General features: G+C 62.8%; 20 protein-coding genes. 8 read left to right on the forward strand and 12 right to left on the reverse strand.

What is annotated here, in order from left to right:
• The first annotated feature begins 176 nt into the window (after positions 1 to 176).
• The 3 genes from CLV89_RS19470 (at position 177) to CLV89_RS19480 (ending at position 3,605) form a co-directional block, all read left to right on the forward strand.
• Entirely contained in the window at positions 177 to 791 is a 615-nt protein-coding gene (locus CLV89_RS19470; RefSeq protein ID WP_106165326.1) for a helix-turn-helix domain-containing protein, read from the forward strand.
• 46 nt (positions 792 to 837) lie between these two features.
• Positions 838 to 2,427 (forward strand): ABC transporter substrate-binding protein, encoded by a 1,590-nt coding sequence (locus CLV89_RS19475; protein WP_106165327.1) that lies wholly within the window; start codon positions 838 to 840, stop codon positions 2,425 to 2,427.
• A gap of 74 nt (positions 2,428 to 2,501) precedes the next feature.
• Positions 2,502 to 3,605, forward strand: a complete 1,104-nt coding sequence (locus tag CLV89_RS19480) for a M24 family metallopeptidase (protein WP_106165328.1) — start codon at positions 2,502 to 2,504, stop codon at positions 3,603 to 3,605.
• A 53-nt stretch (positions 3,606 to 3,658) separates the two neighbouring features.
• Here the strand turns inward: CLV89_RS19480 and CLV89_RS19485 are convergent, their stop codons facing one another.
• The 3 genes from CLV89_RS19485 to CLV89_RS19495 are packed head-to-tail and all read right to left on the reverse strand — an operon-like array spanning position 3,659 to position 6,616.
• Positions 3,659 to 4,414, reverse strand: coding sequence for a maleate cis-trans isomerase family protein (locus tag CLV89_RS19485; RefSeq protein ID WP_106165329.1), 756 nt, complete (start codon positions 4,412 to 4,414; stop codon positions 3,659 to 3,661).
• Positions 4,414 to 5,577 carry a M24 family metallopeptidase gene (locus tag CLV89_RS19490; protein WP_106165330.1) on the reverse strand — a complete coding sequence of 388 codons (1,164 nt, stop codon included), beginning with the start codon at positions 5,575 to 5,577 and terminating at the stop codon, positions 4,414 to 4,416. The genes CLV89_RS19485 and CLV89_RS19490 overlap by 1 nt, the downstream gene beginning before the upstream one ends.
• Positions 5,570 to 6,616 carry a pyridoxal-phosphate dependent enzyme gene (locus CLV89_RS19495; protein ID WP_106165331.1) on the reverse strand — a complete coding sequence of 349 codons (1,047 nt, stop codon included), beginning with the start codon at positions 6,614 to 6,616 and terminating at the stop codon, positions 5,570 to 5,572. The genes CLV89_RS19490 and CLV89_RS19495 overlap by 8 nt, the downstream gene beginning before the upstream one ends.
• 179 nt (positions 6,617 to 6,795) lie before the next feature.
• Between CLV89_RS19495 and CLV89_RS19500 the strand changes: the two genes are divergently transcribed.
• Entirely contained in the window at positions 6,796 to 7,263 is a 468-nt protein-coding gene (locus tag CLV89_RS19500) for an Lrp/AsnC family transcriptional regulator (RefSeq protein WP_106165332.1), read from the forward strand.
• Positions 7,264 to 7,369: 106 nt separating this feature from the next.
• Here the strand turns inward: CLV89_RS19500 and CLV89_RS19505 are convergent, their stop codons facing one another.
• The 4 genes from CLV89_RS19505 to xdhA all read right to left on the reverse strand — a co-directional run bounded on the left by CLV89_RS19505 (position 7,370) and on the right by xdhA (position 13,691).
• Positions 7,370 to 8,953, reverse strand: coding sequence for a permease family protein (locus tag CLV89_RS19505; protein WP_106165333.1), 1,584 nt, complete (start codon positions 8,951 to 8,953; stop codon positions 7,370 to 7,372).
• A gap of 67 nt (positions 8,954 to 9,020) precedes the next feature.
• Entirely contained in the window at positions 9,021 to 9,872 is an 852-nt protein-coding gene (gene xdhC / locus CLV89_RS19510) for a xanthine dehydrogenase accessory protein XdhC (protein WP_106165369.1), read from the reverse strand.
• A 7-nt stretch (positions 9,873 to 9,879) separates the two neighbouring features.
• The gene (xdhB, locus tag CLV89_RS19515; protein ID WP_106165334.1) at positions 9,880 to 12,213 is read right to left on the reverse strand and encodes a xanthine dehydrogenase molybdopterin binding subunit; all 2,334 of its coding nucleotides are present in this window, start codon (positions 12,211 to 12,213) and stop codon (positions 9,880 to 9,882) included.
• Between the two features lie 14 nt (positions 12,214 to 12,227).
• Positions 12,228 to 13,691 (reverse strand): xanthine dehydrogenase small subunit, encoded by a 1,464-nt coding sequence (gene xdhA, locus CLV89_RS19520; RefSeq protein WP_106165335.1) that lies wholly within the window; start codon positions 13,689 to 13,691, stop codon positions 12,228 to 12,230.
• 177 nt (positions 13,692 to 13,868) lie between these two features.
• On the opposite strand from xdhA, the gene CLV89_RS19525 reads away from it, so the two are divergent.
• Positions 13,869 to 14,798 (forward strand): LysR family transcriptional regulator, encoded by a 930-nt coding sequence (locus tag CLV89_RS19525; protein ID WP_106165336.1) that lies wholly within the window; start codon positions 13,869 to 13,871, stop codon positions 14,796 to 14,798.
• Between the two features lie 69 nt (positions 14,799 to 14,867).
• Here the strand turns inward: CLV89_RS19525 and bhcD are convergent, their stop codons facing one another.
• The 4 genes from bhcD to bhcA all read right to left on the reverse strand — a co-directional run bounded on the left by bhcD (position 14,868) and on the right by bhcA (position 19,355).
• A complete protein-coding gene (bhcD, locus tag CLV89_RS19530; protein ID WP_106165337.1) occupies positions 14,868 to 15,833 on the reverse strand; it encodes an iminosuccinate reductase BhcD in 966 nt (321 codons plus the stop codon).
• Between the two features lie 179 nt (positions 15,834 to 16,012).
• Entirely contained in the window at positions 16,013 to 17,176 is a 1,164-nt protein-coding gene (gene bhcC, locus CLV89_RS19535) for a 3-hydroxy-D-aspartate aldolase BhcC (RefSeq protein WP_106165338.1), read from the reverse strand.
• Positions 17,177 to 17,199: 23 nt separating this feature from the next.
• Entirely contained in the window at positions 17,200 to 18,165 is a 966-nt protein-coding gene (gene bhcB, locus CLV89_RS19540) for a beta-hydroxyaspartate dehydratase BhcB (RefSeq protein ID WP_106165339.1), read from the reverse strand.
• Entirely contained in the window at positions 18,165 to 19,355 is a 1,191-nt protein-coding gene (bhcA, locus tag CLV89_RS19545; RefSeq protein ID WP_106165340.1) for an L-aspartate--glyoxylate aminotransferase BhcA, read from the reverse strand. The genes bhcB and bhcA overlap by 1 nt, the downstream gene beginning before the upstream one ends.
• Before the next feature lie 168 nt (positions 19,356 to 19,523).
• Between bhcA and bhcR the strand changes: the two genes are divergently transcribed.
• The 3 genes from bhcR to CLV89_RS19560 all read left to right on the forward strand — a co-directional run bounded on the left by bhcR (position 19,524) and on the right by CLV89_RS19560 (position 22,612).
• Complete coding sequence (gene bhcR / locus CLV89_RS19550; RefSeq protein WP_106165341.1) at positions 19,524 to 20,384, forward strand: HTH-type transcriptional regulator BhcR; 861 nt, start codon at positions 19,524 to 19,526, stop codon at positions 20,382 to 20,384.
• A 122-nt stretch (positions 20,385 to 20,506) separates the two neighbouring features.
• Complete coding sequence (locus CLV89_RS19555; protein WP_106165342.1) at positions 20,507 to 21,817, forward strand: hypothetical protein; 1,311 nt, start codon at positions 20,507 to 20,509, stop codon at positions 21,815 to 21,817.
• A gap of 3 nt (positions 21,818 to 21,820) precedes the next feature.
• On the forward strand, positions 21,821 to 22,612 hold the full coding sequence (locus CLV89_RS19560; RefSeq protein ID WP_106165343.1) for a COG3904 family protein: 792 nt from the start codon (positions 21,821 to 21,823) through the stop codon (positions 22,610 to 22,612).
• A gap of 9 nt (positions 22,613 to 22,621) precedes the next feature.
• Here the strand turns inward: CLV89_RS19560 and CLV89_RS19565 are convergent, their stop codons facing one another.
• Positions 22,622 to 23,824 (reverse strand): AI-2E family transporter, encoded by a 1,203-nt coding sequence (locus tag CLV89_RS19565; protein WP_106165344.1) that lies wholly within the window; start codon positions 23,822 to 23,824, stop codon positions 22,622 to 22,624.
• Positions 23,825 to 23,982 lie beyond the last annotated feature (158 nt).

Below are 23,982 nucleotides of genomic sequence, written 5' to 3' on the forward strand. Positions count from 1 at the left end.
CGGGGAGGTCCCGGACGCGGTGGTTGGTGCATCAGGCATAAAACAATTTTCGAAATGTGCAAAAATTTTTTTGCCTGACAAAAATTTTTTTTGTAACCTGATGGAGAGAACATCCAGGAATGTGACCCGGTCTGGTGCTTCAGGCGCAGGTCCACCCCAAAGTGTGAAGAGCAAAAATGCCGCGTGAAAAAACACTACAAGAGCCCAGTGTCGGCCCAGCGATCCGCAAACGCCGCAAGCAACTAAAGCTGACCTTGCAGGCGCTGTGTGACAAATCCGGCGTCTCGGTCGGATATCTCAGTCAGGTGGAACGCGACAATGCAACGCCGTCGCTCGGCACGCTGGCGCAGATCTCAGCGGCGCTTAACGTGGGGCTGGACTATTTCATTTCGGCGTCCAAGCCCTCTGACGGCCTGACCCGCGCCGGCACCCGCCCGCTCTTTGCGCTGGATGATTCCTCGCTGCGCTACGAGGCGCTGGGCGCGGATTTTCCCGGCTCTGAGATGTCGTCCTATATCCTGCATATACCGCCCGCCTATGTCTCGGAAACCGTGAGCCATGAGGGTGAAGAGATCATCTTTGTCCTTGAGGGCGAGATCCAGCAGACATTGGACGGCCAGACCTTTGCCATGACCTCGGGCGACAGCCTGCACTACAGCGGCAACACCCCGCACGCATGGACCAACCCGACCGACCGCATTGCCCGCATCCTCTGGACCGGGACGCTGACAGTTCTCAATCGCAAAGGCGCCATCGAGCTACCGGAACTGTCCCACAAGCAGAACGCGTAAACCGCGACAGACAGATTAGAAGTTCAATCCAACAAGGAGACCTCCCGTGAAACACCTGAAGACAACACTGCTGGCCAGCGCGCTGCTTTTGCCGCTTGCAGCGCCGGCTGTGCTGGCCGAGACGCCCGAGGGCGTGCTGGTCGTGGCACAAAACATCGACGATATCGTCGCCATCGATCCGGCACAGGCCTATGAGTTCACCTCTGGCGAGCTGGTCACCAACCTCTATGACCGGCTGGTTCAATACGATGCCGAAGACACCACCGTTCTGGCGGCAGGTCTGGCCTCGGAGTGGGTCACCGACCCTGACGCAAAGACCATCACCTTCACCCTGCGGGATGGTGCGAGTTTTGCCTCTGGCAACCCCGTGACCGCAGAGGATGTGGTCTATTCCTTCTCCCGCGTCATCAAGCTGAACCTGACGCCTGCGTTCATCCTGACCCAGCTGGGGTGGAACGCGGACAACATCGGTGAGATGGTCACTGGTGACGGCAACACGGTGACCGTGAAATACGCGGGCGACTTCTCCCCGGCGTTTGTGTTGAACGTCTTGGCTGCACGTCCCGCATCCATCGTTGACAGCAAGCTGGTGCAGGAGAACGAAGTTGACGGCGACATGGGCAATGCGTGGCTCAACGCCAATGCTGCGGGTTCCGGTCCCTTCACGCTGCAGCGCTATGCGGCCGGTCAGATGGTGCGCATGCAGGCGAACCCGACCTATTTCAACGGCGCGCCCAAGATCGACAGCGTGATCATCCGCCATGTGGCCGAAAGCGCCACTCAGCAGCTGCTGCTGGAGCAAGGCGACGTAGATCTGGCCCGCAACATGACACCGGATCAGGTGGCCTCGCTCGACAGTGGCGAGATCAAGGTCGACACCTTCCCGCAGGCGGCTGTCCACTTCCTGTCGTTCAACCAGAAAACCGAGAGCCTGACGCCCCCCGCTGTTTGGGAAGCGGCACGTTATCTGGTCGACTACAAAGGTATGACCGATACGATCATCAAAGGTCAGATGGACGTGCATCAGGCGTTTTGGCCAAAAGGCTTCCCCGGTTCGTATGATGAGACCCCGTTCTCATATGACCCGGAAAAGGCCAAGAGCATCCTGTCCGAGGCCGGTATCGAGACTCCGATCACCGTGTCGCTGGATGTGATCAACGCGGCGCCCTTCACCGATATGGCGCAGTCGCTGCAAGCGAGCTTTGCCGATGCGGGCATCAACTTTGAGATCCTGCCCGGCACCGGCAGCCAGGTGATCACCAAATACCGTGAGCGCAGCCATGAGGCGATGCTGCTGTATTGGGGCCCGGACTTCATGGATCCGCATTCCAACGCCAAGGCCTTCGCCTATAACTCCGACAACTCTGACGACAATTATGCAGCGACCACCACATGGCGCAATGCATGGGCCGTGCCGGAAGAGATGAACAAGCGGACCATGGCAGCGCTGTCGGAAAGCGACGCGGATGCCCGTCTCGACATGTACCGCGAGCTGCAAAAAGACGTGCAGGCAGAGTCCCCCATCGTGATCATGTTCCAGGCGGCCTATCAGGTTGCCATGAACGAAGGGGTGTCCGGCTACGTGAACGGCGCAACCTCTGACTTCGTGTTCTACCGTCTGGTGGAAAAAGAATAATCTGAACCTTTTCGGGCTGCCGTGTCACCGGCGGCCCGAATTCCATATCTCCCCCTCATTCCCCGGAGCCCTTGATGACCGAATTCCCGCTGACCGCCGCCCGCCTCGCTGCTCTGCGTGCCCGTATGGAGCTGACAGGCACCGATCTTGTTGCCCTTGGTCCGTCCAGCCATATGGCGTGGCTGTCTGGTGTGCATCCTCATGGCGATGAACGCCCGGTGATGCTCTTGGTGAGCCAGTCTTATGCGGGCTTTTTGATGCCGGCGCTGAATGCCGCCGCCGCGCGCAAGGACACGGACCTGCCGTTCCATCCATGGCGCGATGACGATGGCCCGGACGCCGCCCTGGCCGAGCTGCTCGAGGCTTGCGCTGCCACCCGCCCGAATCTGTCGGTGGTCTTGGATGAGACCATGCGCACCGATTTCTCTCTGCGCCTGTTGGACGCACTGGACAACCCGCGTCGTCGTTTTGCCGATGACACCGTGAGCCTGTTGCGGGCCTCCAAGGACGACAGCGAATACCACGCGATCAAAGCTGCTCATTTGACCAACGACAAGGCGGTCAAGGCTGCCTTTGCGGCGCTGCGTGAAGGTGTGACCGAGCGTGAAATCGTCGAGCTGATCAAATCCGAGTACGCCGCTGCCGGTGCAACATTGGAGTTCTGTTCGATCTGTTTCGGCGCATCCGGTGCTTTCCCGCACCACACACCCGGTGACACCCCGCTGACCCGCAATTCCGCCGTGCTGATTGATACCGGCTGCCGTCTGGATGGCTACCCGTCCGACATGACCCGCTGCGGCTACTTTGGTACGCCTGAAGAGGGATACGAGGAGGTTTTTGCTGTTGTCGAGAAGGCCGTTCAGGCCGCACTCGCGGTGGCCAAGCCCGGTGTTGTGGCAAGCGATATCGACAAGGCCGCCCGCGATGTGATCACGGCTGCGGGCTATGGAGATCGTTTCCTGCATCGCACCGGCCATGGTCTCGGTATCGACATTCACGAACCGCCCTATATCGCCGCCAATTCCGAGGTTGTGCTGGCCGAGGGCAATGTGTTCTCGATCGAGCCGGGCATCTACCTTGAGGGTAAGTTCGGCATCCGTCTGGAGGAGATCGTCATCCTGCGCGAAGACGGCGCGGAGATCTTTTCCGAAATGCCGCGAGATATGGTGCGTGTCTAAGGGCTAAATACCTTCTCGTCCGGTGGAGAGTGCGAATGAACGGGCGGCGCAGCTTAATGTTGCGCCGCTTTTTTGCCCAGAACGCCCGGCACAGCCAGATCCGCCACCGCAAGGCCCGCGAGGCCTGCCATATGCCAGCCGAGGACTTGATTGGAACTCAGCACCGGCAGGCCCAACTGTTCTTCGAGTGTTGGGATCACCTCAAGCGTTCGCAAATTGGTGCAGGAGAGGAAAACTGCATCCAGCGGAGCCTGTGACGCAAGCGCGGTGGCGGCTGCGCAGACCGATGCGGGCGCGATGCGGGCCACACGTGCCTCGATCTCCTCGCCAAATCCGATCATGTCCGGCACCGCGATCCCCGCAGTCTCGAAGGCCGCGCGGATTGGGGCGGCGACCGACGGGATATAGGGCGATACGATCCCGACGCGCGACAGGCCAAGCGCGCGGATGGCGGTCAACGCGGCGGTCAGCGGGTTGGTGACCGCCTCTGTGGTGACGCTGGCGGCGACCAGTGCTTGCACCCGAGCCGCGCCGATCAGCGTGGTGCCGGAGGTGCAGCCATAGGCAACCACGGAGAACCGCGCGGCGGGTGGCAGCAGCGCCGCGGCCTGCGGCAGGTCATCCGCCATTGCGGCGATCGTGTCCGGCGTCAGTTCGGCGCCTGAGGGCACGCGGGTCACATGCAGCCGTGCCTTATCGTGCGGGAACATGCGACGAAAATCCTCTTCGATGGTCTCATCCACCTGCAGAGTGATCAGTCCGAGGCGGGGGCGGGTGTCTTCCGCGATCTCATATGGGAACTGTACCATCAGGTGATCTCCGGCAGCTCGGCAGGGGCGCGGGGCGACAGCAGTTCGGCGCCACTCTCGCGCAGGACGATGTTTTCCTCATGCACCATGATGCAGCCCGGACGCAGGATCGCTCCGGGTTCCAGCGTCAGCACCATGCCCGCGCGCAGCGGCGTGTTGTCCTTCGGGGTGAAGGAGGGCCATTCGGTCAGCGTCAGCCCCAACCCATGGCCCAACCGACCGCCACCGGGCGTGGCGCCGTGGCGCACAAGGGCCTCAGTCAGGATATGATGTGCGTCCCGCGCCAACATGCCGGGGCGCAACGCCCGCAGGCAATCCTCGGTGGCGGACCAGAGCGCGGCATGGGTGCGACGCGCCAGATCCGAGGCCGGTCCGATAGCATAGTTGCGGTCGAAATCGCAGAAATACCCCTCGCGCACTGCGCCGGTGTCGAGCATCAGCACATCGCCCTGAGTGAGGGCGCGGGCAGGCGCGGGCGAGATGACATCGCCATAGCCCTCGGGACCGGCGCCGCCTGCCAGATAGCTGACCCAATCGGCCCCTTCGCTCAGTAATAGAGCCTGAAAATCGCGAAACACGGCGTCGAGTGGACGGCCAGCCCCCGCGATCTCCGGCACCCGGTCAAAGGCGCGCACGGCGATGGCACAGGTGCTGCGGATCTTGTCGACCTCGGCCTCCGACTTGATCTCTCGGACCCGCTGCACGACCTCGGTGGCATCGGCAAACCGGCGGGGCGCAAGGCCATCGTGCAGGCGCTCATAGTCAGCCAGCGGCATCCTCAGGTGTGTCTCCAGCCCCATCGGCAGGCCGACGGAGCCGTGTTCGGGCACCAGTGTGGCCAGCGTGTCCCGCAGCAGGCCGACACCGTCATCCACAGGGTCAGGCGCGTCCCAGGTGCGGATCTGCGTAACCCATGTGCGTTGCATCAGCTCGGCGCCGATGGCGGGGATGACCGCAACCGGGACACCCGTCGCGGGCACCACGATGAACCACGGGCGGGCCGGGCTTTCCCAGAACCGGGTCAGGAAGCCGGTGACATAGAACACATCCGCAGGGCTGGTCAGCAGCAGCGCATCGTGACCTGCATGCCCCATGGCATCCTGCAGCGCCCGCACCCGCGCCTGATATTCGGACGCGGGAAAGATCAGCGAGGTGTCAGGCATCTTCCGGCCCTTCGCTGAGGATGGCAAGCACCCGGGCCTCAGGGGGCAGGTCCAAGCCCGCCAGCAAGGCGGCGATCCCGGCCGCGCCGGAGGGGGTGGTCGCCAGCCCATGGTCCGCAAGCGTGGTGACGGCGGTTGCTGCCTCCACTTCTGTGAGGGTGACAAACAGATCCGCGTCGCGGGCGAGGCCTTGCAGCGCGATCATCGAGGGTGTCTTGCAATCCAACCGCCCCATGGCAGAGACGGGGCCAGCTGTGTCGACCACCGCACCGGCTCGGATGCTCTCCACCAGGGCTGGGGCGGCTTCGGGCTCCACCACGATGATCTGCGGTGCATCGCCCCAGGTCCGGCGGGCATGGGCGGCCACGGCGGCGGCCAGCCCCCCGACACCGGCTTGCAGCAGGATATGGGTCGGCGGCTGCGGGATTTGGGTCGCGGTCTCCTGCGCCAGTTGTAGGTACCCCTCCATCACCAGATAGGGCAGGTCGACATAGCCGGGCCAGGAGCTGTCGGACAGCAGCGTCCAGCCGTTGACATCTGCCGCGATCTCCGCGCCAGCCATGCTGGCCTCGTAGTCGTGGCCCACGCGCACCACCTCGGCGCCTTTGGTCCGCAGTCGGGCGGCAAAGCTCTCGGGCACGGTTTCGGCCAGGTAGACCACCGCCCGCGCGCCGAACAGCGCCGCCCCGGCTGCCACCGACAGGCCATGGTTTCCGGCGCTGGCGGTGACGTAGGTCTGGCCGACAAGCGCTTGCTGCCAGGCGCTGTCCACCACACGATCCGCCGCTGCCCTTGCAATGGCATGAGCCGCGCCGAGCGCCTTGAAGCTGCCCAGTCCCATGCGGTTGCGTTCATCCTTGAGGTAGACCTGCGCCACGCCACAACGGGCGGCCAGTTCCGGAAGATCCAGCAGCGCGGTCTCGGCATGCGCTGGGCACTGCCCCAGCAACTGCATCACCCCGGAGGCATCGCTGCAGGGAAATGGCGCGTCCAGATCGAGGCCCCGACCGCGGTGCGGATTGGCAAAGGTGACGGGCATGATGCGGGCTCCTGTCTTGATGATATTTGCCAGTCTATCGCGCCCGTGGTGGCGTATCCCGGAATTCTCGGCCTCCGTGGGGCCGATATTCGGCAAAAGTAGCAAGCTCTTGTCCGAAATTGGGCTTTGAGTGGCTCTCTGTCTTACGCAAGAGCCGAAATTCCGACATATCTTTTGACATGGACAGATTCGATGCGCTCATACTGGAAGCGATCCAGACCGATGCCCGGCTGACGGCGGAGGCGTTGTCACAGCGGGTGGGGTTGTCGCCCGATGCCTGCCGCAAGCGGCTGGCGCGGCTGCGAGCCTCCGATGTGGTGGAAACCGAAATCACTGTGCTTGCGCCCGATAAGGTAGGGCGCGGGTTGCTGCTGATCGTCGAGGTGACGCTTCAGAACGAACGGATGGAGGATCTGGACCGGTTCAAGGCCCAGATGCGGGCCGCGCCGGAGGTCATGCAGTGCTACTACGTGACCGGCAACGCGGATTTTGTCCTGATAATCTCGGCCCGCGACATGGCGAATTACGATGACTTCACCCGCCGTCAGTTCTTTGCAGAGGAGAACGTGCTGCGCTTTCGCACCAGCGCGGTGATGGACCGGGTGAAGACCGGGTTCTCAATGCCGGTGGTGCTTGACACGGGCTGATCGCGGTCGGAGAGATCATCTGACGCATCAGGATCTGATATGAAAACGGGCCACATCCCGAAGGATATGGCCCGACCCTTCACTAGGGTATGACGAACGGCTTTGACTATTCGGCAGCCTGAGGGGACACCTCGTCGACCACGGCGTTGTTGTTCACCAGATCATCGTCCTTGTGGAACAGAGGGTAGATGAACAGGAACGCAGCTGCGATCAAATAGCCGCCGGAAACACCGCCGAGTTCGGGCCAGTGAAGGCTTGCGCCATGGATCACCCCGATCGACGCCATAGCCGCCGCCGCCAGGGCAAAGCCGCCCGCGTTGCGGAAGTTGCCGTCGATGACGCTGGCGACGATCGCGCCCCAGATCAGGCCAGTCAGGATTGCTCCCTGTGACAGCGACAGATGACCGCTGAAATGCGCACCCTGTTGCAGCAGCGCGGCTGTCAGCGCGTCATCGCCCAGCTGCGGCACACCCGCGACACCAACCGCGCCGAGCGCACCGATGAGCGAGCCCCATTTCACCATCAGGAAGGCAGAGACATGCGGCATCATCGCGATGGTGACAGCCGCCATATGCTCGGTCTTGACCGAATGGGCGGTATTGGTGATCAGGCTCAGCGCCACGAAGACCAGCACGGGTGCGGCAGCAGCCACCGGGATCAGGTTGTTGAGGAAGGCCAGCAGGCCGAATATCGCCGCCAGCGGGATCACCGTGCCAACCCCGATGATGTAACCCGCATGCGCGCCCATGCGCTTGTAGGCCGGATGGCCGATATAGGCGGTGGTCGGGAAGGGCGAACCGAAGACCGCACCGATCATGGTGCCCACCCCGTCAGTGATCTGGCAGGTGGCCACTGGGTAATGGTCGCCCGCACTTTCAGCGCTCTCGACGTTGTTCATGGTCTCGATAAAATTATAGATCTGCACCGGGACCAGCACCAGGAACAGCTCCGGGTTCACAAACAGATACTGGATGCCCGCGATCAGATCCCCGAAGTAAGGGAGCGGCGGGTAGAACCCGATGCCCTCGACGCTGATGGTGGAGGTGCCAAGCGCCAGCGCCACTAGGGTGCCGACGATCAGCGCCAGCAGACCTGCAGGGATATTGTAGGGCAGGCGGAAGCGTCCCACGAGCCCCCAGAGGATAATGATCATCGAGGCAAAGCCGACGTAGGGGTTCTCGAACACGGTGGCCAGCGGGACGGTGCCGATGAACACCAGCGCAATACCACACAGCGTGCCGAGCATGCCGGCGCGCGGTGTTACGCGTTTCAGCCAGGGGCCGATGAGGGCGCCGAGGGCTGCGACGATGCCGCCCATGAAACCAGCCCCGATGCCCACCTGCCAGGCGATTAACGGATCATTGGTCGCCCAGTAGATCGGTCCGATCACGCCAAACAGATAGACAAACATCACCGGCGTCGAAATGCCGTAGGGCAGGGCGGTCACGTCGCGCCCGTGCTGCGCCGCCGCGCGTTTCGCCAGCGCCACATAGACAATGATGCCGGCCAGGATCGCGACGCCTGCCCCGGGAACGATGCGCCCGTATACGATCTCGGCGGGCATCTGAAAGACGAACTGACAGACGCCTGCCAGCACCATCAGGTTGACGAGATTGTCGGTGAACAGCGCCCAGAACGCGCTGAAATCGCTGCGATGAAACAGCGAGTAATTATAACTCCCATCCCTCATGGGGACCTCCCTTTTACAACCGGATGCACGGGCGGTACTCCTCCCTCCACGCGCATCCGGTGATGTGTCACTGCGCCGCGAGATGCGAGACAGCGTCCCCGAAGTCGGGGTGAAATGCGGCAGTTTCAGAGGTCAGCGCGGTGATCACTTCGGCCGCCACAAGGGCGGCGATCACAGCAGGCCGCTTGTCGCGGCTGCCGCCTGCCCCGATGGGGCAGATCAGGTCTGCAACAGAAAGCCCGTCGCAGTGTTCTTGTGTCCAGCTGGCGAATTTCGCCCGCTTGGTGGCAGAGCCGATCATCCCCACATAAGCCGCGTCGCCGCGTTGCAGCGCCGCCGAGGTCAGCAGGAAATCAAGCCCGTGGTCATGGGTCAGCACAATGAAGGCGCTGCCGGGGGCGGCGTTCATCACCTCGATCTCGGGGATCGCGCTGAGGCGACGCTCGACCAAAGCTTCGGATTGGTCCAGCTCGTCCTGTCGCTGGTCGATCAGCACTGTGCGCAGCGGCAGATGCTGGAACAGATCCGCAAGCGCGCGGCCCACGTGGCCCGCGCCAAGGATATGGACCGCCGGACGCGCGGCGTCTTCGACCTGCGCGGCCTCGACTGCGGCGGATTTGTCAGAGGCGCTCATGCGGGTGATGGCAATCTCCACCCGCCCGCCGCAGCACTGGCCGATCTCCGGCCCCAAGGGTACATCCATATGGTGCGACAGGTTGCCAGCGGCCAGCAACTCCCGCGCCGCCTCGATTGCGATATGTTCCAGCTGGCCGCCACCGATGGTGCCGAACAGGGCCTCGGCGCGCACGAACATCTCGGTGCCGGTGGCGCGGGGGGACGACCCCCGCACCCGCGTGAGCCGCAGGCTTGCCACCGGACCGGGGGCGTCGAGATACTGTTTGAGTTTCTCTGCCTGCATCATGGGCTTACACTCCGGCCTTCAGCCGTTCGACTGCCATCAGCACGCGTTCGGGCGTGGCTGGCGTCTCCAGACGCGGGCATTCGCGATAGTCGGCCACCGAAGCCACCGCCATCGACAGCGCCTCCAGCACCGAGATCCCCAGCATGAAGGGCGGCTCGCCCACGGCCTTGGAGCGTTTGATGGTCATCTCGCGGTTTTCCGACCAGTCAGCGAGCTTCACGTTGAAACTGCGCGGCCGGTCCGAGGCCAGCGGGATCTTGTAGGTCGAGGGCGCATGGGTGCGCAGGCGCCCTGCATCATCCCACCACAGCTCCTCTGTAGTGAGCCAGCCCATGCCCTGAATAAACGCGCCTTCAACCTGCCCCTTGTCGAGGATCGGATTGAGGGACCGGCCCACGTCATGCAGGATGTCAGTGCGCTCCACCCGGTACTCGCCGGTGAGCGTGTCGATGGCGACTTCGGAACAGGACGCGCCATAAGCGTAATAGTAGAACGGCCGTCCCTTGCCCGCCGCGCGGTCCCAGTGGATCTTGGGCGTCTTGTAGAACCCTGCCGCCGACAGATGCACCCGCGCCATATAGGCCTCGCGGATGAAGGTCGCGAACTCCACCACCTCCTCGCCGATGCGAATGTGGTTGGGGCCAAAGCTGACCGCGCTTTCGGCCACGCCCCGGCTCTCGGCGGCGAATTTGACCAGCCGCGCCTTGATCTGTTCGCAGGCGTCCAGCGCCGCCATACCGTTGAGGTCGGACCCGGAAGAGGCCGCCGTGGCAGAGGTGTTCGGGACTTTTTCGGTGGTGGTCTTGGTGATCTTGATGCGGTCGAAATCGACCTGGAACGCCTCGGCCACCACCTGTGCGACCTTGGTGTTGAGGCCCTGACCCATCTCGGTGCCCCCGTGGTTCAGATGGATCGAACCGTCGTTGTAGATGTGGATCAGCGCTCCGGCCTGATTGTACCACGTGGCGGTGAAGGAGATACCGAATTTGACCGGGGTCAGCGCGATGCCACGACGGATGATGCCGCCCTTGGCATTGTCGGCAATGATTTCTGCACGGCGGGCCTGGTAGTCGCTGCTTTCCTCCAGCTCCTCGACAATGCGACCAATCACATTGTCCTCGACGTCCTGATGATAGGGGGTGAGGGTGCGTCCATCGCCGATCTCGCCGTAGAAATTGGCCTTGCGCACCTCCAGCGGGTCCTTGCCGAGCGCATAGGCAATTTCCTCGATCATCCGCTCTGCGGCGACCACGCCCTGGGGGCCGCCGAAGCCGCGAAACGCCGTGTTAGAGACTGTATTTGTCTTCTGTGGGCAGGATGTCAGTCGCACATGCGGGTAGAAATAGGCATTGTCCGCGTGGAACAGGGCCCGGTCGGTGACGGGGCCGGACAGATCAGAGGAATAGCCGCAGCGCGCCGCAAACTGGCTGTCCACCGCAGCGATGCGCCCTTCGGCGTCAAAACCGAGATCATAGTCGATCACAAAGTCATGCCGCTTGCCGGTGGCTGTCATGTCCTGATCGCGGTCGGGGCGGATCTTGACGGGGCGGTTCAGTTTCTTGGCGCCAAGGGCTGCGACAGCGCAGAACAGGTTCATCTGGCTTTCCTTGCCGCCAAACCCGCCGCCCATGCGGCGCACGTTCACCACCACCGCATTCGACGGCACGCCCAGCACATGAGACACCATATGCTGCGCCTCACTCGGGTGCTGGGTGGAGCAATGCACGATCACATCGTCATCCTCGCCCGGCAGGGCAAAGGCGATATGGCCCTCGAGATACATGTGATCCTGCCCGCCGACGGTGACGCGGCCCTGCAGCCGGTGCGGTGCTTCGGCCAGACCAGCCTCCACATCGCCGCGCTCCAGCTTCAGCGGGTCGGTGACCATCGGCATGCCAGCGTCGCGGGCCGAAATCGCATCCAGCGCGTGCGGCAGCACCTCATAGTCGACATCGGCCAGCTCCGCCGCCCGCCGTGCCGCATCGCGGCTCTCGGCGATCACCGCAAACAGCGGCTGGCCGTGGAATTCCACCTTTTCGGTCGGAAACACCGGCTCGTCATGTTTGCCGGTGGGGCTGACGTCATTGACGCCGGGGATGTCGTCTGCGGTCAGCACGGTCACCACGCCCGGCGCAGAGCGCACCCGGGTCAGATCCATGCCGCGGATGTTGGCATGTGCCACGGTGGACACACCAAGATAGGCGTGCAGAGTGCCCACCGGTTCGGCGATGTCATCGGTGTAGTCGGCCCGGCCCTGCACCTGCTTGATGGCGCTGTCGTGCTTGAGGTCCTGATGGGCGGCGCCCTTGATCTCGGCGGTGGTGTTCAGATCTTTCATGGTCCTGTCCTCCCTCACGCGATGGCCAGACGCACCGGCGCGTCCTGATTGATGTCATGTTCCAGCTGAAACCGGCGCAGCAGGTTGGCCGCGACCGTAGTCCGGTAGTCCGCGCTGGCCCGCCAATCGCTGAGCGGGGTGAAATCTTGGGTCAGCGCCTTTGCTGCCGCATCGAAGGTTGCCGCTGTGAAGGGCTGTCCGATCAGCGCGGCTTCGGCCTGCGCGGCCCGTTTGGGCGTTGCAGCCATGCCACCAAACGCCAGACGGGCGGCGGTGATGATACCATCACTGACGGTGACGCTGATCCCGGCGGCGACTGAGGAGATATCCTCGTCCCGGCGTTTGGAGATCTTGTAGGCGGCGTCGATCTGGCCCGGTTGGCTGCGCGGAATGCGGATGGCGGCGACAAAATCGCCTGCCTCGCGGTCCTGTTTGCCATAGTCGATGAAGAAATCCTCGAGCGGCAAGATGCGGGTGCCGCGTGTACTTTGCAGCATGACCTCCGCACCAAGCGAGATCAGCACCGGCGGCGTATCCCCGATCGGCGAGCCATTGGCGATATTGCCACCGATGGTGCCCATGTTGCGCACCTGCCAGCCGGCGATGCGGTCCCAGTATTCGCCGAGATGCGGGAAGGCCTCGCGGATCGCGGCCTCGCTCTCGGAGTAGGTGACGCCGGCGCCGATGGTCAGGGCCTCATCGGTCAGGTCGATGGACTTCAGCCCCTCAAGATGGGTGATGAAGACCACCGGAGAGATCGGACGCATGAATTTGGTCACCCACAGCCCCACATCGGTTGAGCCTGCTACGATGGTGGCCTTGGGGTTTTCGTCCAGCACCTTTGCCAGATCCGCCACATCCAGCGGCAGAATGGCGCGGTCGTCCTCGGGGCCGGTCTCGATACGCGATTTTGGCTGCAGCGCCATCAGGCGGGCGGTCACATCGTTGCGCTCGCGGGTCAGATGGTCATGGGCGGGAGAGCCGTATTGGGTCACCGCCATCGCCGCCTTCACGATCGGCTCATAGCCGGTGCAGCGGCAGAGGTTGCCTTGGATGGCGGTCTCGACCTCCTGTACCGAAGGCTCAGGGTTGCCCATCCACAATGCATAGAGCGACATCACAAAGCCCGGCGTGCAAAAGCCGCACTGGCTGCCGTGATAGTCGACCATGGCCTGCTGGACGGGGTGCAGGCGGCCCATGGGGCCGGAAAGATGCTCGACAGTGACAATGTGGCAGCCGTTGAGCGAGGCCAGAAAACGAATGCAGGCATTCACCGTCTCGTAGCGCAATTGGCCTTGATGCAGACGTCCAACCAGAACTGTGCAGGCGCCGCAGTCACCCTCGGCGCAGCCTTCCTTGGTGCCGGTCAGCCGCTGTTCCAGACGCAGATAATCCAGAAGCGTGAGCGTTGCCTTCACCTCGGTGACGGTCTTCTCCTCCCCGTTCAGAAGGAAGCGGATATCGTTCTGCTGAGCCATTTGCCCTCCCAATTCCATCTCCTGCCTGGCAGGAGTGTCGGGACTTTACTGTTTATGACTGCCTCTAAATATGGTGGGCTTTGCGAAATACTTTCAACAGATCGTTGAAAGAAGCGCGCCGAACGTGCGTGTATACTGGGCGTGCGCACAAGTGTTGAGGATTTTGAATGGCTTATAATGGCGTATCTTGAGAGCCTGCGGGTGTTCTGCCGGGTGGTGGAACTGGGCAGCATCACCTCGGGCGGGCGCGACCTGCGTCTGACCCCGGCAGTGGCGAGCAAACGAATCAAGGAACTGGAGCAGCACCTGGGCGTGCGGTTGTTCAATCGCACCACCCGATCGCTGACCCCGACCGAGGTGGGCAGCGAGTTCTACAAGGAAGCGCTGCGCATCCTGAGTGCCGTGGACGAGGCCGAAACCGTGGTGGCGCAATTCTCCGGGGCGCCGCGCGGCACGCTGCGGGTGACCGCGCCACTCGCCGCCGGGCGGCGGATCATCGCCCCCTTGGTGCCGGATTTTGTCGAGGCCCATCCCGACATCGAGGTGCGGATGCGGATGTCCGACCGCAAGGTAGATATCCTTGTCGATGGCATCGATGTGGCGTTCTTCGTGGGCAACCCGCATGATTCCAGCCTGAAGATGCGCAAGATCGCCACCTGCGACCGGGTACTCTGCGCCGCGCCCACTTATCTGGAGCGGTTCGGCACACCAGACGCGCCCGAAGAGCTGATGAAGGGTCACAATTGCCTGCTGCTGCGCTACCCGCGGTCGCCGGAATATTACTGGACCCTGAACACCAGGTCCGGCTTTCGCAAGTTCGAGGTGAAGGGCAAATATGACGCCGATGACAGCGATGTGCTGCTGAACTGGGCGCTTGATGGCCGCGGCATCATCAACAAGCCGAGGTTTGAGGTGGCGCAGGCACTGCGAAGCGGCGCGCTGGTGGAAATCCTGCCTGAGGCGCATCCGATCCCGGCGACCTTCGGCTGTCTTTACCCGCACAAGAAATTTCAGGATCCCAAAGTCAGGCTGTTGGTGGATTTCATCACCAGCCGGGGGCAGGCCTACCTGCAGGGGCTTGAGGCACCGCGCGCTGATCTAGCCTGATGCACACAAAAAACGCCCCGCAAATCTGCGGGGCGTGCTCGTGAGTGGTGGTGTGACGCCGGGTCGAGATCAGAAATCCACCTCGATGGCGATGCCCTGCTTTACCGCGAGTTCGACGACGGAGGAGGCCACCGCCAGATCCTGAAGACCAACGCCGGTGCCGTCAAAGAGGGTGATCTGCTCCGCCGAGGTCCGGCCCGGATGCGCGCCGTTGATGACCGCACCCAGCTGCGCCACGTCGGCCTCTGCAATCAGCCCCTGTGCCACCGCGTGCTGCGCCTCGCCGATGGAGATGGATTGCGCCACCTCGTCGGTGAAAACATCGGCGCGCACCAACAGTTCGGGATCGACCTCCTGCTTGCCTTTGGTGTCGGTGCCCATGCAGGCGATGTGAGTGCCGGGGCTGACCTGATCGGCCTTGAGGATGGCATCAAACGACGAGGTGATGGAAATAATCACATCCGCCTCTTTCAGCCCGTCCAGCTCCACCGCCTCAAACGGCAGGCCGGCCTCGGTGGCGACCTCTTCGAGGTTCGCCAGCATCTCGGGATGCAGGTTCCAGCCGATCACCTTGTCAAACTCGCGTTGCTCCAGCGCGGCGCGCAGCTGGAACTTGGCCTGATGCCCGGCGCCGATCATGCCGATCACCTTGGCGTCCTCGCGCGCGAGATGCTTGATCGAGACCGAGGAGGCGGCAGCGGTGCGCAGAGCGGTCAAGAGATTGCCCCCCACCATGGCGCGCACCTTGCCGGTGTCGGGATCAAACAGAAAGACGGTGGACTGGTGGTTGATCAGCCCGCGCTTTTCCAGGTTGTTGGGCCAGTAGCCACCGGCCTTCAGCCCGAGTGTCAGGCCCGCGCGGTCAAAGCCGCCCTTGAAGCCGTAGAGCGCGTCTTCATGGCCGATGGCCTCGCGCACCACCGGAAAGTTGTAGGCATCACCGGCGGCCATGGCGGCAAAGACCTGCTCAACGGCGTCAAAGGCGGCCTTGCGGGTCATCAGGTCGGCAATCGCCCGTTCGGGAACGATGTACATGAGGTGTCTCCATTCGTCTGGCGCGGGCTGACAGCCCGGACCGCGCCCGTCCCTCCCCCCGAGAGTGCGCTGACGCACCCATCGAGGCTCGGGCGCGACCCGCTTGTCGAGGCCGCGAGGCAAAATAAAAAGTCGGCGGAGGGCGGCGATGCGCACCTCCGCCAGTTCGGGGTCAACTTTCAGTAGGCCTTGCCGCGCGCCGACACCGGCCACAGGGTTTCGACCCTGCCGCCGCGCACGCCGACGTACCAGTCGTGCACATTGGCGGTGGGGTCGCAGTGGCCCGGCACCAGCTTCAGCTTTTCGCCGACCTTGAGCACGCCGTCGGGGTCGGCAACCACGCCATGCTCGTCGGAGCATTTGACGTATTCCACATCCGTACGGCCAAAGATGAACGGCAACCCGCTGTCCACCGATTGTGCCTTGAGGCCAGCGTCAACAATCGCCTTGTCGGATTTTGCGTGGCTCATCACCTGGGTGAGGATGAAGAACGCGTTCTCCCATTCCCCCTGGTCGATGCGATTGCCGTCCTTGTCGAGGATGCGGCCATAATCCGCGTCCATGAAGGCGTAGGAGCCGCACTGCAACTCGTTGAAAACACCGGAGTTCGACTCAAAGTAGTAAGAGCCGGTGCCACCGCCGGAGACCAGCTCTGGCTCCAGACCGGCGGCTTTCAGCGCCTCGACGGCCTCGGTCACCTGCGCGATGGCGATGTCGAGTTTCTCCTTGCGGCCTTCATAGCTGTCAATGTGCTGCATGGCGCCCTGATAGGCCTGGATGCCGGTGAACTTCAGACCTTCGGCGGCGTCGATGGCCTGCGCGATTTTTACAACCGCCTCGGATGTGGTGACACCGCAGCGCCCGGCGCCGCAGTCGATCTCGACAAAGCACTCGATCTGGGTGCCGTGCTTGGTCGCGCCGGCGGAAAGATCGGCGACATTGGCGATGTCATCGACACAGACGATGGTGCGCGCGCCCAGTTTCGGCAGCCGGGCGAGGCGGTCGATCTTGGCCGCGTCCCGCACCTGGTTGGAGACCAGCACGTCCTTGATGCCGCCGCGGGCAAAGACTTCGGCTTCGGACACCTTCTGACAGCAGACACCGACCGCGCCGCCCAGAGATTCCTGCAGCTTTGCCACATCCACCGATTTGTGCATCTTGCCGTGCACGCGGTGACGCATGCCATGCGCCTTGGCATAGTCGCCCATCTTCTTGATGTTGCGCTCCAGCGCGTCCAGATCCAGCACCAAGCATGGGGTCTGGATATCGGCTTCGTCCATGCCGGGCAGGGCAGGGACGTCATAGCCAACTTCGAGATTGTCGAAATTCACGGGTGCATTCATTTTGGTCACTCCCTTACTGGGTCTCACAGGGTCCAGGGCAGTTTGTCGAGGTCGACATTGCCGCCGGTGATGATGATGCCGACGCGCTTGCCTTTGAACGCATCGGGGTTTTTCAGGATGGTGGCGAGGGGCACAGCCGATGAGGGCTCCATCACCACGCGCAGGTGCTTCCAGATCAGCTTCATCGCGTCGATGATCTCGGGATCGGAGGCGGTGAAGATGTCGGACACGTGGCTCGACACAAAATGCCAGGTGAGATCCTTCAGCGGCACCAGCAGCCCGTCGGCAATGGTCTTGGGCGCGTCATCGGCGATGATGTGGCCCGCCTTGAAGCTGCGGTAGGCGTCATCGGCCTGCTCGGGCTCCGCCGCGATGATCTTGGTCTCGGGCGCCAGCGTCGCAAGCGTCAGGCAGGTGCCGGAGATCATGCCGCCGCCGCCGATCGGGGCCACCACAAGGTCAAGACCGTCGGTCTGTTCCACGAATTCCTTGGCGCAGGTGCCCTGGCCCGCGATCACACGCGGGTCATTGTAGGGATGCACAAAATCACCGCCGGTCTCGGCCTGCACGCGGGCAAAGGTCTCCTCGCGCGACGAGGTGGACGGCTCGCATTCGGTGATCTTGCCACCATAGCGGCGCACAGTGTCCTTCTTGGCTTGCGGCGCGGTGCGCGGCATCACCACGTTGCAGGGAATGCCGCGCAACATCGCCGCATAGGACAGGCAGGAGGCATGGTTGCCGCTGGAATGCGTCGCCACGCCCTTGACCGCCTGCGCTTCGTCCAGGCCGAAGACCGCGTTGCTGGCACCGCGCACCTTGAAGGCGCCCGGCTCCTGAAAGTTCTCGCATTTGAAGAACAGCTCCGCGCCGGTCAGCTCGTTCAGATAGGCCGAGGTGCGGATCGGCGTGCGGCGAATGTGCGGCGCAATCCGCTCATGCGCCGCCAGCATGTCCTCATAGGTGGGGATATACATCGCGCTGTCCTTCATCACGCGGCGTCCTGCTGCGCTGAGGCCGCATTGCCGCGATAATAATCTTGCGCTGCTGCAACACCGGAGCCAAGTTGGATATCAAGGCCGAGGTCGACCATGCACATCTCGGCGGTGGCAATGCCGGAGAGCGCCATCACATCGGTCAGGCTGCCGAGGTGGCCGATGCGGAACACCTTGCCCGCGACCTCGCCCAGACCCACACCAAAGGCGACGCCGTATTTGTCGGCGGCATGGGTCACGATATCGGTGGCGTTGAACCCTTCGGGCGTGCGGATGGCGCTGACGGTGTCGGAATAGACCTCCGGCGACGCGGCACAGAGCTCCAGCCCCCAAGCGCCCACGGCGGCACGCACCCCTTCGGCGATGCGGTGGTGGCGGGCAAAGACGTTCTCCAGTCCCTCAGTCAGCAGCATCTTGCAGGATTCATTGAGACCGTTCATCAGACCCACGGCAGGCGTGTAGGGGTAGGCGTTGTTGGCATAGCCCTTGGCCATGTCATGCACGTCAAAGAAGGTGCGCGGCAGTTGTGCGGTCTTGGTGGCTTCCATCGCCTTGGGGCTGAAGCCGACGATGGCGAGGCCTGCGCTCAGCATGAAGCCCTTTTGCGAACCGGTGACGGCCACGTCAACGCCCCACTCGTCCATGCGGAAATCCATTGATGCAATGGAGCTGACGCCATCAACAAACAGCAGCGCCGGGTGGCCAGCGGCATCCAACGCGCGGCGCACCGCGGCAATGTCGGATTTCACGCCCGTGGCAGTCTCATTGTGGGTGGCCAGAACCGCCTTGATCTTGTGGCCTTTGTCGGCGCTCAGGATCTCTTCATAGCGGTCGGCGGGTAGACCCTCGCCCCAGGGGGTCTCGACGATCTGCACGTCAAGCCCGTGGCGCTGGCACATGTCGATCCAGCGGTGGCTGAACATGCCGTTGCGCGCCGCAAGCACGGTATCGCCCGCCGAGAGCGTGTTGCTCAGCGCGGTTTCCCAGCCGCCGGTGCCGGAGGAGGGGAAGATGAAAACTTCGGCGGAGGTGCTTTTCAGAACCTTGCGCACACCTTCGCGGGCCGGATGCAGGATCTGCCCGAACAGCGGCGAGCGGTGATCGATCGTCGGCATGTCGCAGGCCTTGCGCAGGCTCTCGGGGATGTTGGTCGGACCCGGGATGAATACGGGGTTTTGAAAGCTCATGGAATGTCTCCTTCCGTCTGAAATTCAGCATAGGCAGGGGAGGCACCGAGCGAAATTTTTTTGAAATCGTTTTTCGAAAATGGAAGTGACCAGAAATATCGTTCCTTGTCAGGTGCTTGAGTTTTTCATATCGTGAATTCGAATTTCGCGTAAAACCGGAGGGATCTGATGGATTCGCAAGAAACTGGCCCCAAGACCACCCGACGGGCCCGGGGGCGGCCCCGGGACTGGCACGACAAGACGGCGCAGAACACCATCAAATCACTCGACCGGGCGATGGAGGTCTTTGAGTTCCTGAGCGAGGCGCAGGGCAAGCCCCTGACGTCGATCGCCGAGGACATGGGCCAGTCGCCCGCCACCGTCTATCGCATCCTGGTGACGCTGGAGGGGCGCGGGCTGGTGGAGTTCGACACCGAGGAACAGCTCTGGCACATCGGCGCGCAGGCCTTCGTGATCGGCGCGCGGTTTCTGCGCCGCACCAGCCTGGTGGACCGGGCCCGTCCGATCCTGCGCAGGCTGATGGAGGTGACCGGCGAGACTGCCAACCTCGGCATCGAGAAAGAGGGCCATGTGCTGTTTGTCAGCCAGGTGGAAACCCACGCCAGCATCCGCGCCTTCTTCCCGCCCGGCAGCCTGTCGCAAATGCATGCCTCCGGTATCGGCAAGGCCCTGCTGGCGCAGATGGAGGCAAGCCGGTTGGATCGCTTGCTGGCGGCGACCCGGCTGGAGGTCTTTACCGACCACACCATCACCGACGGCGATGCGCTGAAACAGGATCTGGCAGCGATCCGCACGCAGGGCTTTGCGGTCGACAACGAGGAAAAGAACGCCGGCATGCGCTGTATCGCGGCGCCGGTGTTCGACATGAACCGCGAGGCGGTTGCCGGGATTTCGGTCTCCGGCCCCACCAGCCGCATCAGCGAGCAGGAGATTGCAGAGCTGAGCCGCCCGGTGATCGAGGCCGCTGAACAGTTGACGCAGGCTATCGGCGGGGTCGCGCCTGTCGCACACAAAGGCGGTGACCCCTAGGAAAAGAGCAGGTCAGCATCACACCTTGAGCAGTGATGGACCAAGACCGGAGCGCGATGGCACTGGACTCTTGGGCGTTCGATACAAATAGTTAAGAGCGTTAACCTAGTTTCGGAGATTGTATGGCCCGTTCTGACCCTCATCTGACTGCTGCAGAAACAAAGGGGCTCCGTGCTGCGCGGGAGCTTGAGGGCCATGTGAAGTGGTTGGAGTCCTTCACGCCCGCGGCGCTGGGTGTGCTCGCGGTGGCGTCCGGCATCTATACCTATCTTGGTGTAAGCTCTCTGCTGGAGGACACCGGCGCCATGAGCTTTTTTGCGGCGGTAGCCTATTCGGTCGCGGTGTCTGTCGGGATCTTTGTGTTCTGGAGCTACATGATGCGGTTGCTGCCCGCGATGCGGACAGCGTCCGGGCTGGTTGGTTTGGTCCTGTCCACGATCATCGGATCGTTCGCGATCATTGCCATGTCGAGCTGGTTGAACGCGGCGGCGCTGGCCGGGTCGGCTGCAGTGGAACAGCATCTGGAAAACACCGTGCGTGACTATCAGGGCGGATTGGAACGCGCCCATGAAATCGCACTGTCGGGGCAGGCGCTGGGCCGCGAGGTTGAGCGCGCCCGGCAAACGTTTGAGGCGCTGGCGGATCAGGAACGTTCGGGTGATCTATCCGGTGCGGCGGGCGAGGGTGCGGTGTTTCGTGTCCTCACCCAGAAGACAGAGGAACTGTCGAACCTCGAACAGCAAATTGCCGCGCAGTCCCCTCTGATCACGGCGGCGTTCGAGGAAGGAAACCGGATTCTTGGGCGGATGCGCGAATTGACCGTGGCGTCCGGGCCGGTTGATCAGCGTTCGGTCCTGTTTGCTGAGGAAAGCGTGCGGCTTGCCGGGGTGATCGCGAGCTTGAACCAGTATTCGGTGGCCACGCTCGTGACACGGGCGGCACAGGATCTGCCTGCCTCCGTGGTCCTGCCGGAACTGGATGGGCGAAATTCCGACGTGCGCGCGGCTCAGTCGTCTACGATTGCGTCGGTGTTGAGTGCTCTGGATCAGCGCAGTCAGACCCTGAAGCGGGCGGCGGATGAGGTGCTGGCGCTCGAACCACCCGCCGAGACGGTTTATAACCCGATCTCCAGCGCCGATGCGGTGATCCGGTATGCGGGTAATTTCGTCCCCTCATGGGCCGGGGCGATCGCCATTGATCTGTTGCCAGCCATTCTTGTCTTTGTATTGGCGATCACGCAGGCGGCAATTCGCAGTGGGCGTGATGGGATCAGTGTCGAGGAGACGCTCACACTGTCGGACCTGAAGGCAGCCCTCAATGCGATGCGCGACGTGGAGACCACGATGGCAGCTGCAGACGCCGATCTCGACCGCCGATCAGATCCGGGGCGATCAGCGCCGCTGGCGCCCAGCTCTGACAAGGCCGCGGAGTAGCGCATGTCTTCACGCGGTCAGTGGTTCGCCGATATCACGCTTGCGCGCAGTCTGCGATATGCGCTGTTGGGGCAATGCGTTATTGCCGCGGCGGTCCTGGCCACCGATTTGCTGGGGCAGTGGCCAACGGGCGGGGCAAGCCGCCGGGATCTGCCGCAGGGGCCGGTTTCGCCCGGGGACCAGTGGCGGGAGTATGATCCGGCCACCGTGTCGCCAAGCTATGTGCGGCGCGACCCTGCGCCAGGTGTGGAGACGCCGGCAAACATGCCCTCGCGGTTGAACTTCAGTGTGATGGAGACGGAGGATCTGGGGTCTTTGCTTCTTGTGACCGGTCAAATTTCCGAAGGGGATGCAGAGCAGTTTCAAACCTATCTCGACAGTATGGACGAGGTTCCGGCGGGCGTCGCCCTGAACAGTCCCGGCGGCGTGGTGCAAGAGGCATTGGCGCTGGGCCGCGCCATACGGCGAATGGAGATGGAAACAGCAGTTCTGCCGGGTACGATATGCCTGTCGAGCTGCCCTTATCTGCTGGCGGGCGGCATCGCGCGCCGCGTGTCGAGTGCCGCCTCAGTCGGGATGCATCAGCATTATTATAATACTCCCGGCTATCTGCCTGCGTTTCTCGCTGTAGAGGAAATCCAGCATGGTCAGGGCCGCACCATGGAGTATCTGATCGAGATGGGAGTGGACCCCGGCGTGATGGTGCATTCCCTGAATACCCCACCCGAGGAAATCTACGTGCTGCTCGATCAGGAATTGAGCGACACGAGACTGGCGACCGAGATCCTTGATTAAGGGGCGGGGTCACTCCGGGTGATCGCTGCGGTTCAGCTCTTCTTGGAGTGGCACGTGCGAGTTCAAGAAATTCCCCACCACGGACAGCGCCGGAATGTGGTCACACATCGATTTGAAGCAGACCAGCAGCGGCACCGCCATCAGCGCCCCGGCAATTCCCCACATCCAGGCCCAGAAGACCACAGCAGAAAACACCGCGACGGCATTCAGGTTCAGCCGTCGTCCGAGAAAGACGGGTGTTACGAACTGTCCCTCGATCATGTTGGCCAACAGATAGGCCAGCGGTGGCAGCAGCGCGTAGGGCAGCGAGGAGAAGGTGACCAGCGCCATGGCGGCGCAGAGCGCGATGCCGGTCAGCGCACCGATATAGGGCAGGAAGTTGAACAGGAAGGCGATCGCACCCCATAGCGCAGGTTGCGGCATGCCCAAGGCCCACATGCTGAGGCCAACCGTAGCACCCAGCCCGGCATTGATGAGAGTGATCGACAGCAAGTAGCGCGAGATCCGTTGCTCGATGCTGTAGACGATCCGCAGGGCACGGGTCTTTTCCGTGAGATTGGGAAAGCTCTCGACGATTTTCACGTAGAAAATGTCGTTGGAGGCCAGAAGGAACAGCGCCAGGACCAGCGCGACCAGGGCGGTGGTGGCAAGCGTCACCATGTCGAGCGCGGTCGACGTGACGATACCGGGCTGATCGATCGCCACTTTCAGAACGTCATTATCCTTGGCGGCCTCTGCGATGTCCTCAACCCGCTCAGAGGCTTCACGTACCGTTTCCAATGAGGCTGAGATGTCCCGAAGCCGGTTCTCGAGCTCCAGCCGTACCTGTGGGGCCTGATCAATCCATTCAGAGACCGGGCCGCTCAGCAGGTAGAGACCTCCGGCTGTTGTCAGCGCCACCGCCAGGATCAGGCAGACGGCGGAGACAATTGGCGGCACTCCGTATCGGGCCACACCCCGTGTCAGCGGGCTGAGCGTAAGGGCGATCAGCATGCCCAAGGCAAATGGCAGAACCACATCCTTCGCAAAGAACAGAAGCGCTGCCGCCACGATTGCCACTATCACGCCGAGGAAGTTCCGGATGACAACGACATTTTGCCGGATCGTCCTGCGGTCCCGACCGGGCGAGCCCTGATCTGACGTTGCCGCAGTGCCGGGTGTATCAATTACACGATCTGAGGTCACGTCCTGCGACGCCGGGGAAACGGTCATATGGGTCTGCCTTTTTGCTGATACATGTACAACGCCCGGCTTTGAATGTGGTTCCCAATAAAGCTGACGCAGGGGCACGGGTCTTGCCTGGCCAACCCGTCCTCAAGACGCTCTTCGATAGAGAATTTCCGGGGATGGAAACACACCCTCTTCCGCCA

Source organism: Tritonibacter scottomollicae (genome assembly GCF_003003215.1).
GTDB lineage: Bacteria > Pseudomonadota > Alphaproteobacteria > Rhodobacterales > Rhodobacteraceae > Epibacterium > Epibacterium scottomollicae.

Bases quoted from the DNA above. Each gene is read 5' to 3' on its own strand.
- CLV89_RS19470 (WP_106165326.1), top strand. From the start codon at position 177: ATGCCGCGTGAAAAAACACTACAAGAGCCCAGTGTCGGCCCAGCGATC.
- CLV89_RS19480 (WP_106165328.1), top strand. From the start codon at position 2,502: ATGACCGAATTCCCGCTGACCGCCGCCCGCCTCGCTGCTCTGCGTGCC.
- CLV89_RS19485 (WP_106165329.1), bottom strand. From the start codon at position 4,414: ATGGTACAGTTCCCATATGAGATCGCGGAAGACACCCGCCCCCGCCTC.
- CLV89_RS19490 (WP_106165330.1), bottom strand. From the start codon at position 5,577: ATGCCTGACACCTCGCTGATCTTTCCCGCGTCCGAATATCAGGCGCGG.
- CLV89_RS19495 (WP_106165331.1), bottom strand. From the start codon at position 6,616: ATGCCCGTCACCTTTGCCAATCCGCACCGCGGTCGGGGCCTCGATCTG.
- CLV89_RS19500 (WP_106165332.1), top strand. From the start codon at position 6,796: ATGGACAGATTCGATGCGCTCATACTGGAAGCGATCCAGACCGATGCC.
- CLV89_RS19505 (WP_106165333.1), bottom strand. From the start codon at position 8,953: ATGAGGGATGGGAGTTATAATTACTCGCTGTTTCATCGCAGCGATTTC.
- xdhC (WP_106165369.1), bottom strand. From the start codon at position 9,872: ATGCAGGCAGAGAAACTCAAACAGTATCTCGACGCCCCCGGTCCGGTG.
- xdhB (WP_106165334.1), bottom strand. From the start codon at position 12,213: ATGAAAGATCTGAACACCACCGCCGAGATCAAGGGCGCCGCCCATCAG.
- xdhA (WP_106165335.1), bottom strand. From the start codon at position 13,691: ATGGCTCAGCAGAACGATATCCGCTTCCTTCTGAACGGGGAGGAGAAG.
- CLV89_RS19525 (WP_106165336.1), top strand. From the start codon at position 13,869: ATGGCGTATCTTGAGAGCCTGCGGGTGTTCTGCCGGGTGGTGGAACTG.
- bhcD (WP_106165337.1), bottom strand. From the start codon at position 15,833: ATGTACATCGTTCCCGAACGGGCGATTGCCGACCTGATGACCCGCAAG.
- bhcC (WP_106165338.1), bottom strand. From the start codon at position 17,176: ATGAATGCACCCGTGAATTTCGACAATCTCGAAGTTGGCTATGACGTC.
- bhcB (WP_106165339.1), bottom strand. From the start codon at position 18,165: ATGAAGGACAGCGCGATGTATATCCCCACCTATGAGGACATGCTGGCG.
- bhcA (WP_106165340.1), bottom strand. From the start codon at position 19,355: ATGAGCTTTCAAAACCCCGTATTCATCCCGGGTCCGACCAACATCCCC.
- bhcR (WP_106165341.1), top strand. From the start codon at position 19,524: ATGGATTCGCAAGAAACTGGCCCCAAGACCACCCGACGGGCCCGGGGG.
- CLV89_RS19555 (WP_106165342.1), top strand. From the start codon at position 20,507: ATGGCCCGTTCTGACCCTCATCTGACTGCTGCAGAAACAAAGGGGCTC.
- CLV89_RS19560 (WP_106165343.1), top strand. From the start codon at position 21,821: ATGTCTTCACGCGGTCAGTGGTTCGCCGATATCACGCTTGCGCGCAGT.
- CLV89_RS19565 (WP_106165344.1), bottom strand. From the start codon at position 23,824: ATGACCGTTTCCCCGGCGTCGCAGGACGTGACCTCAGATCGTGTAATT.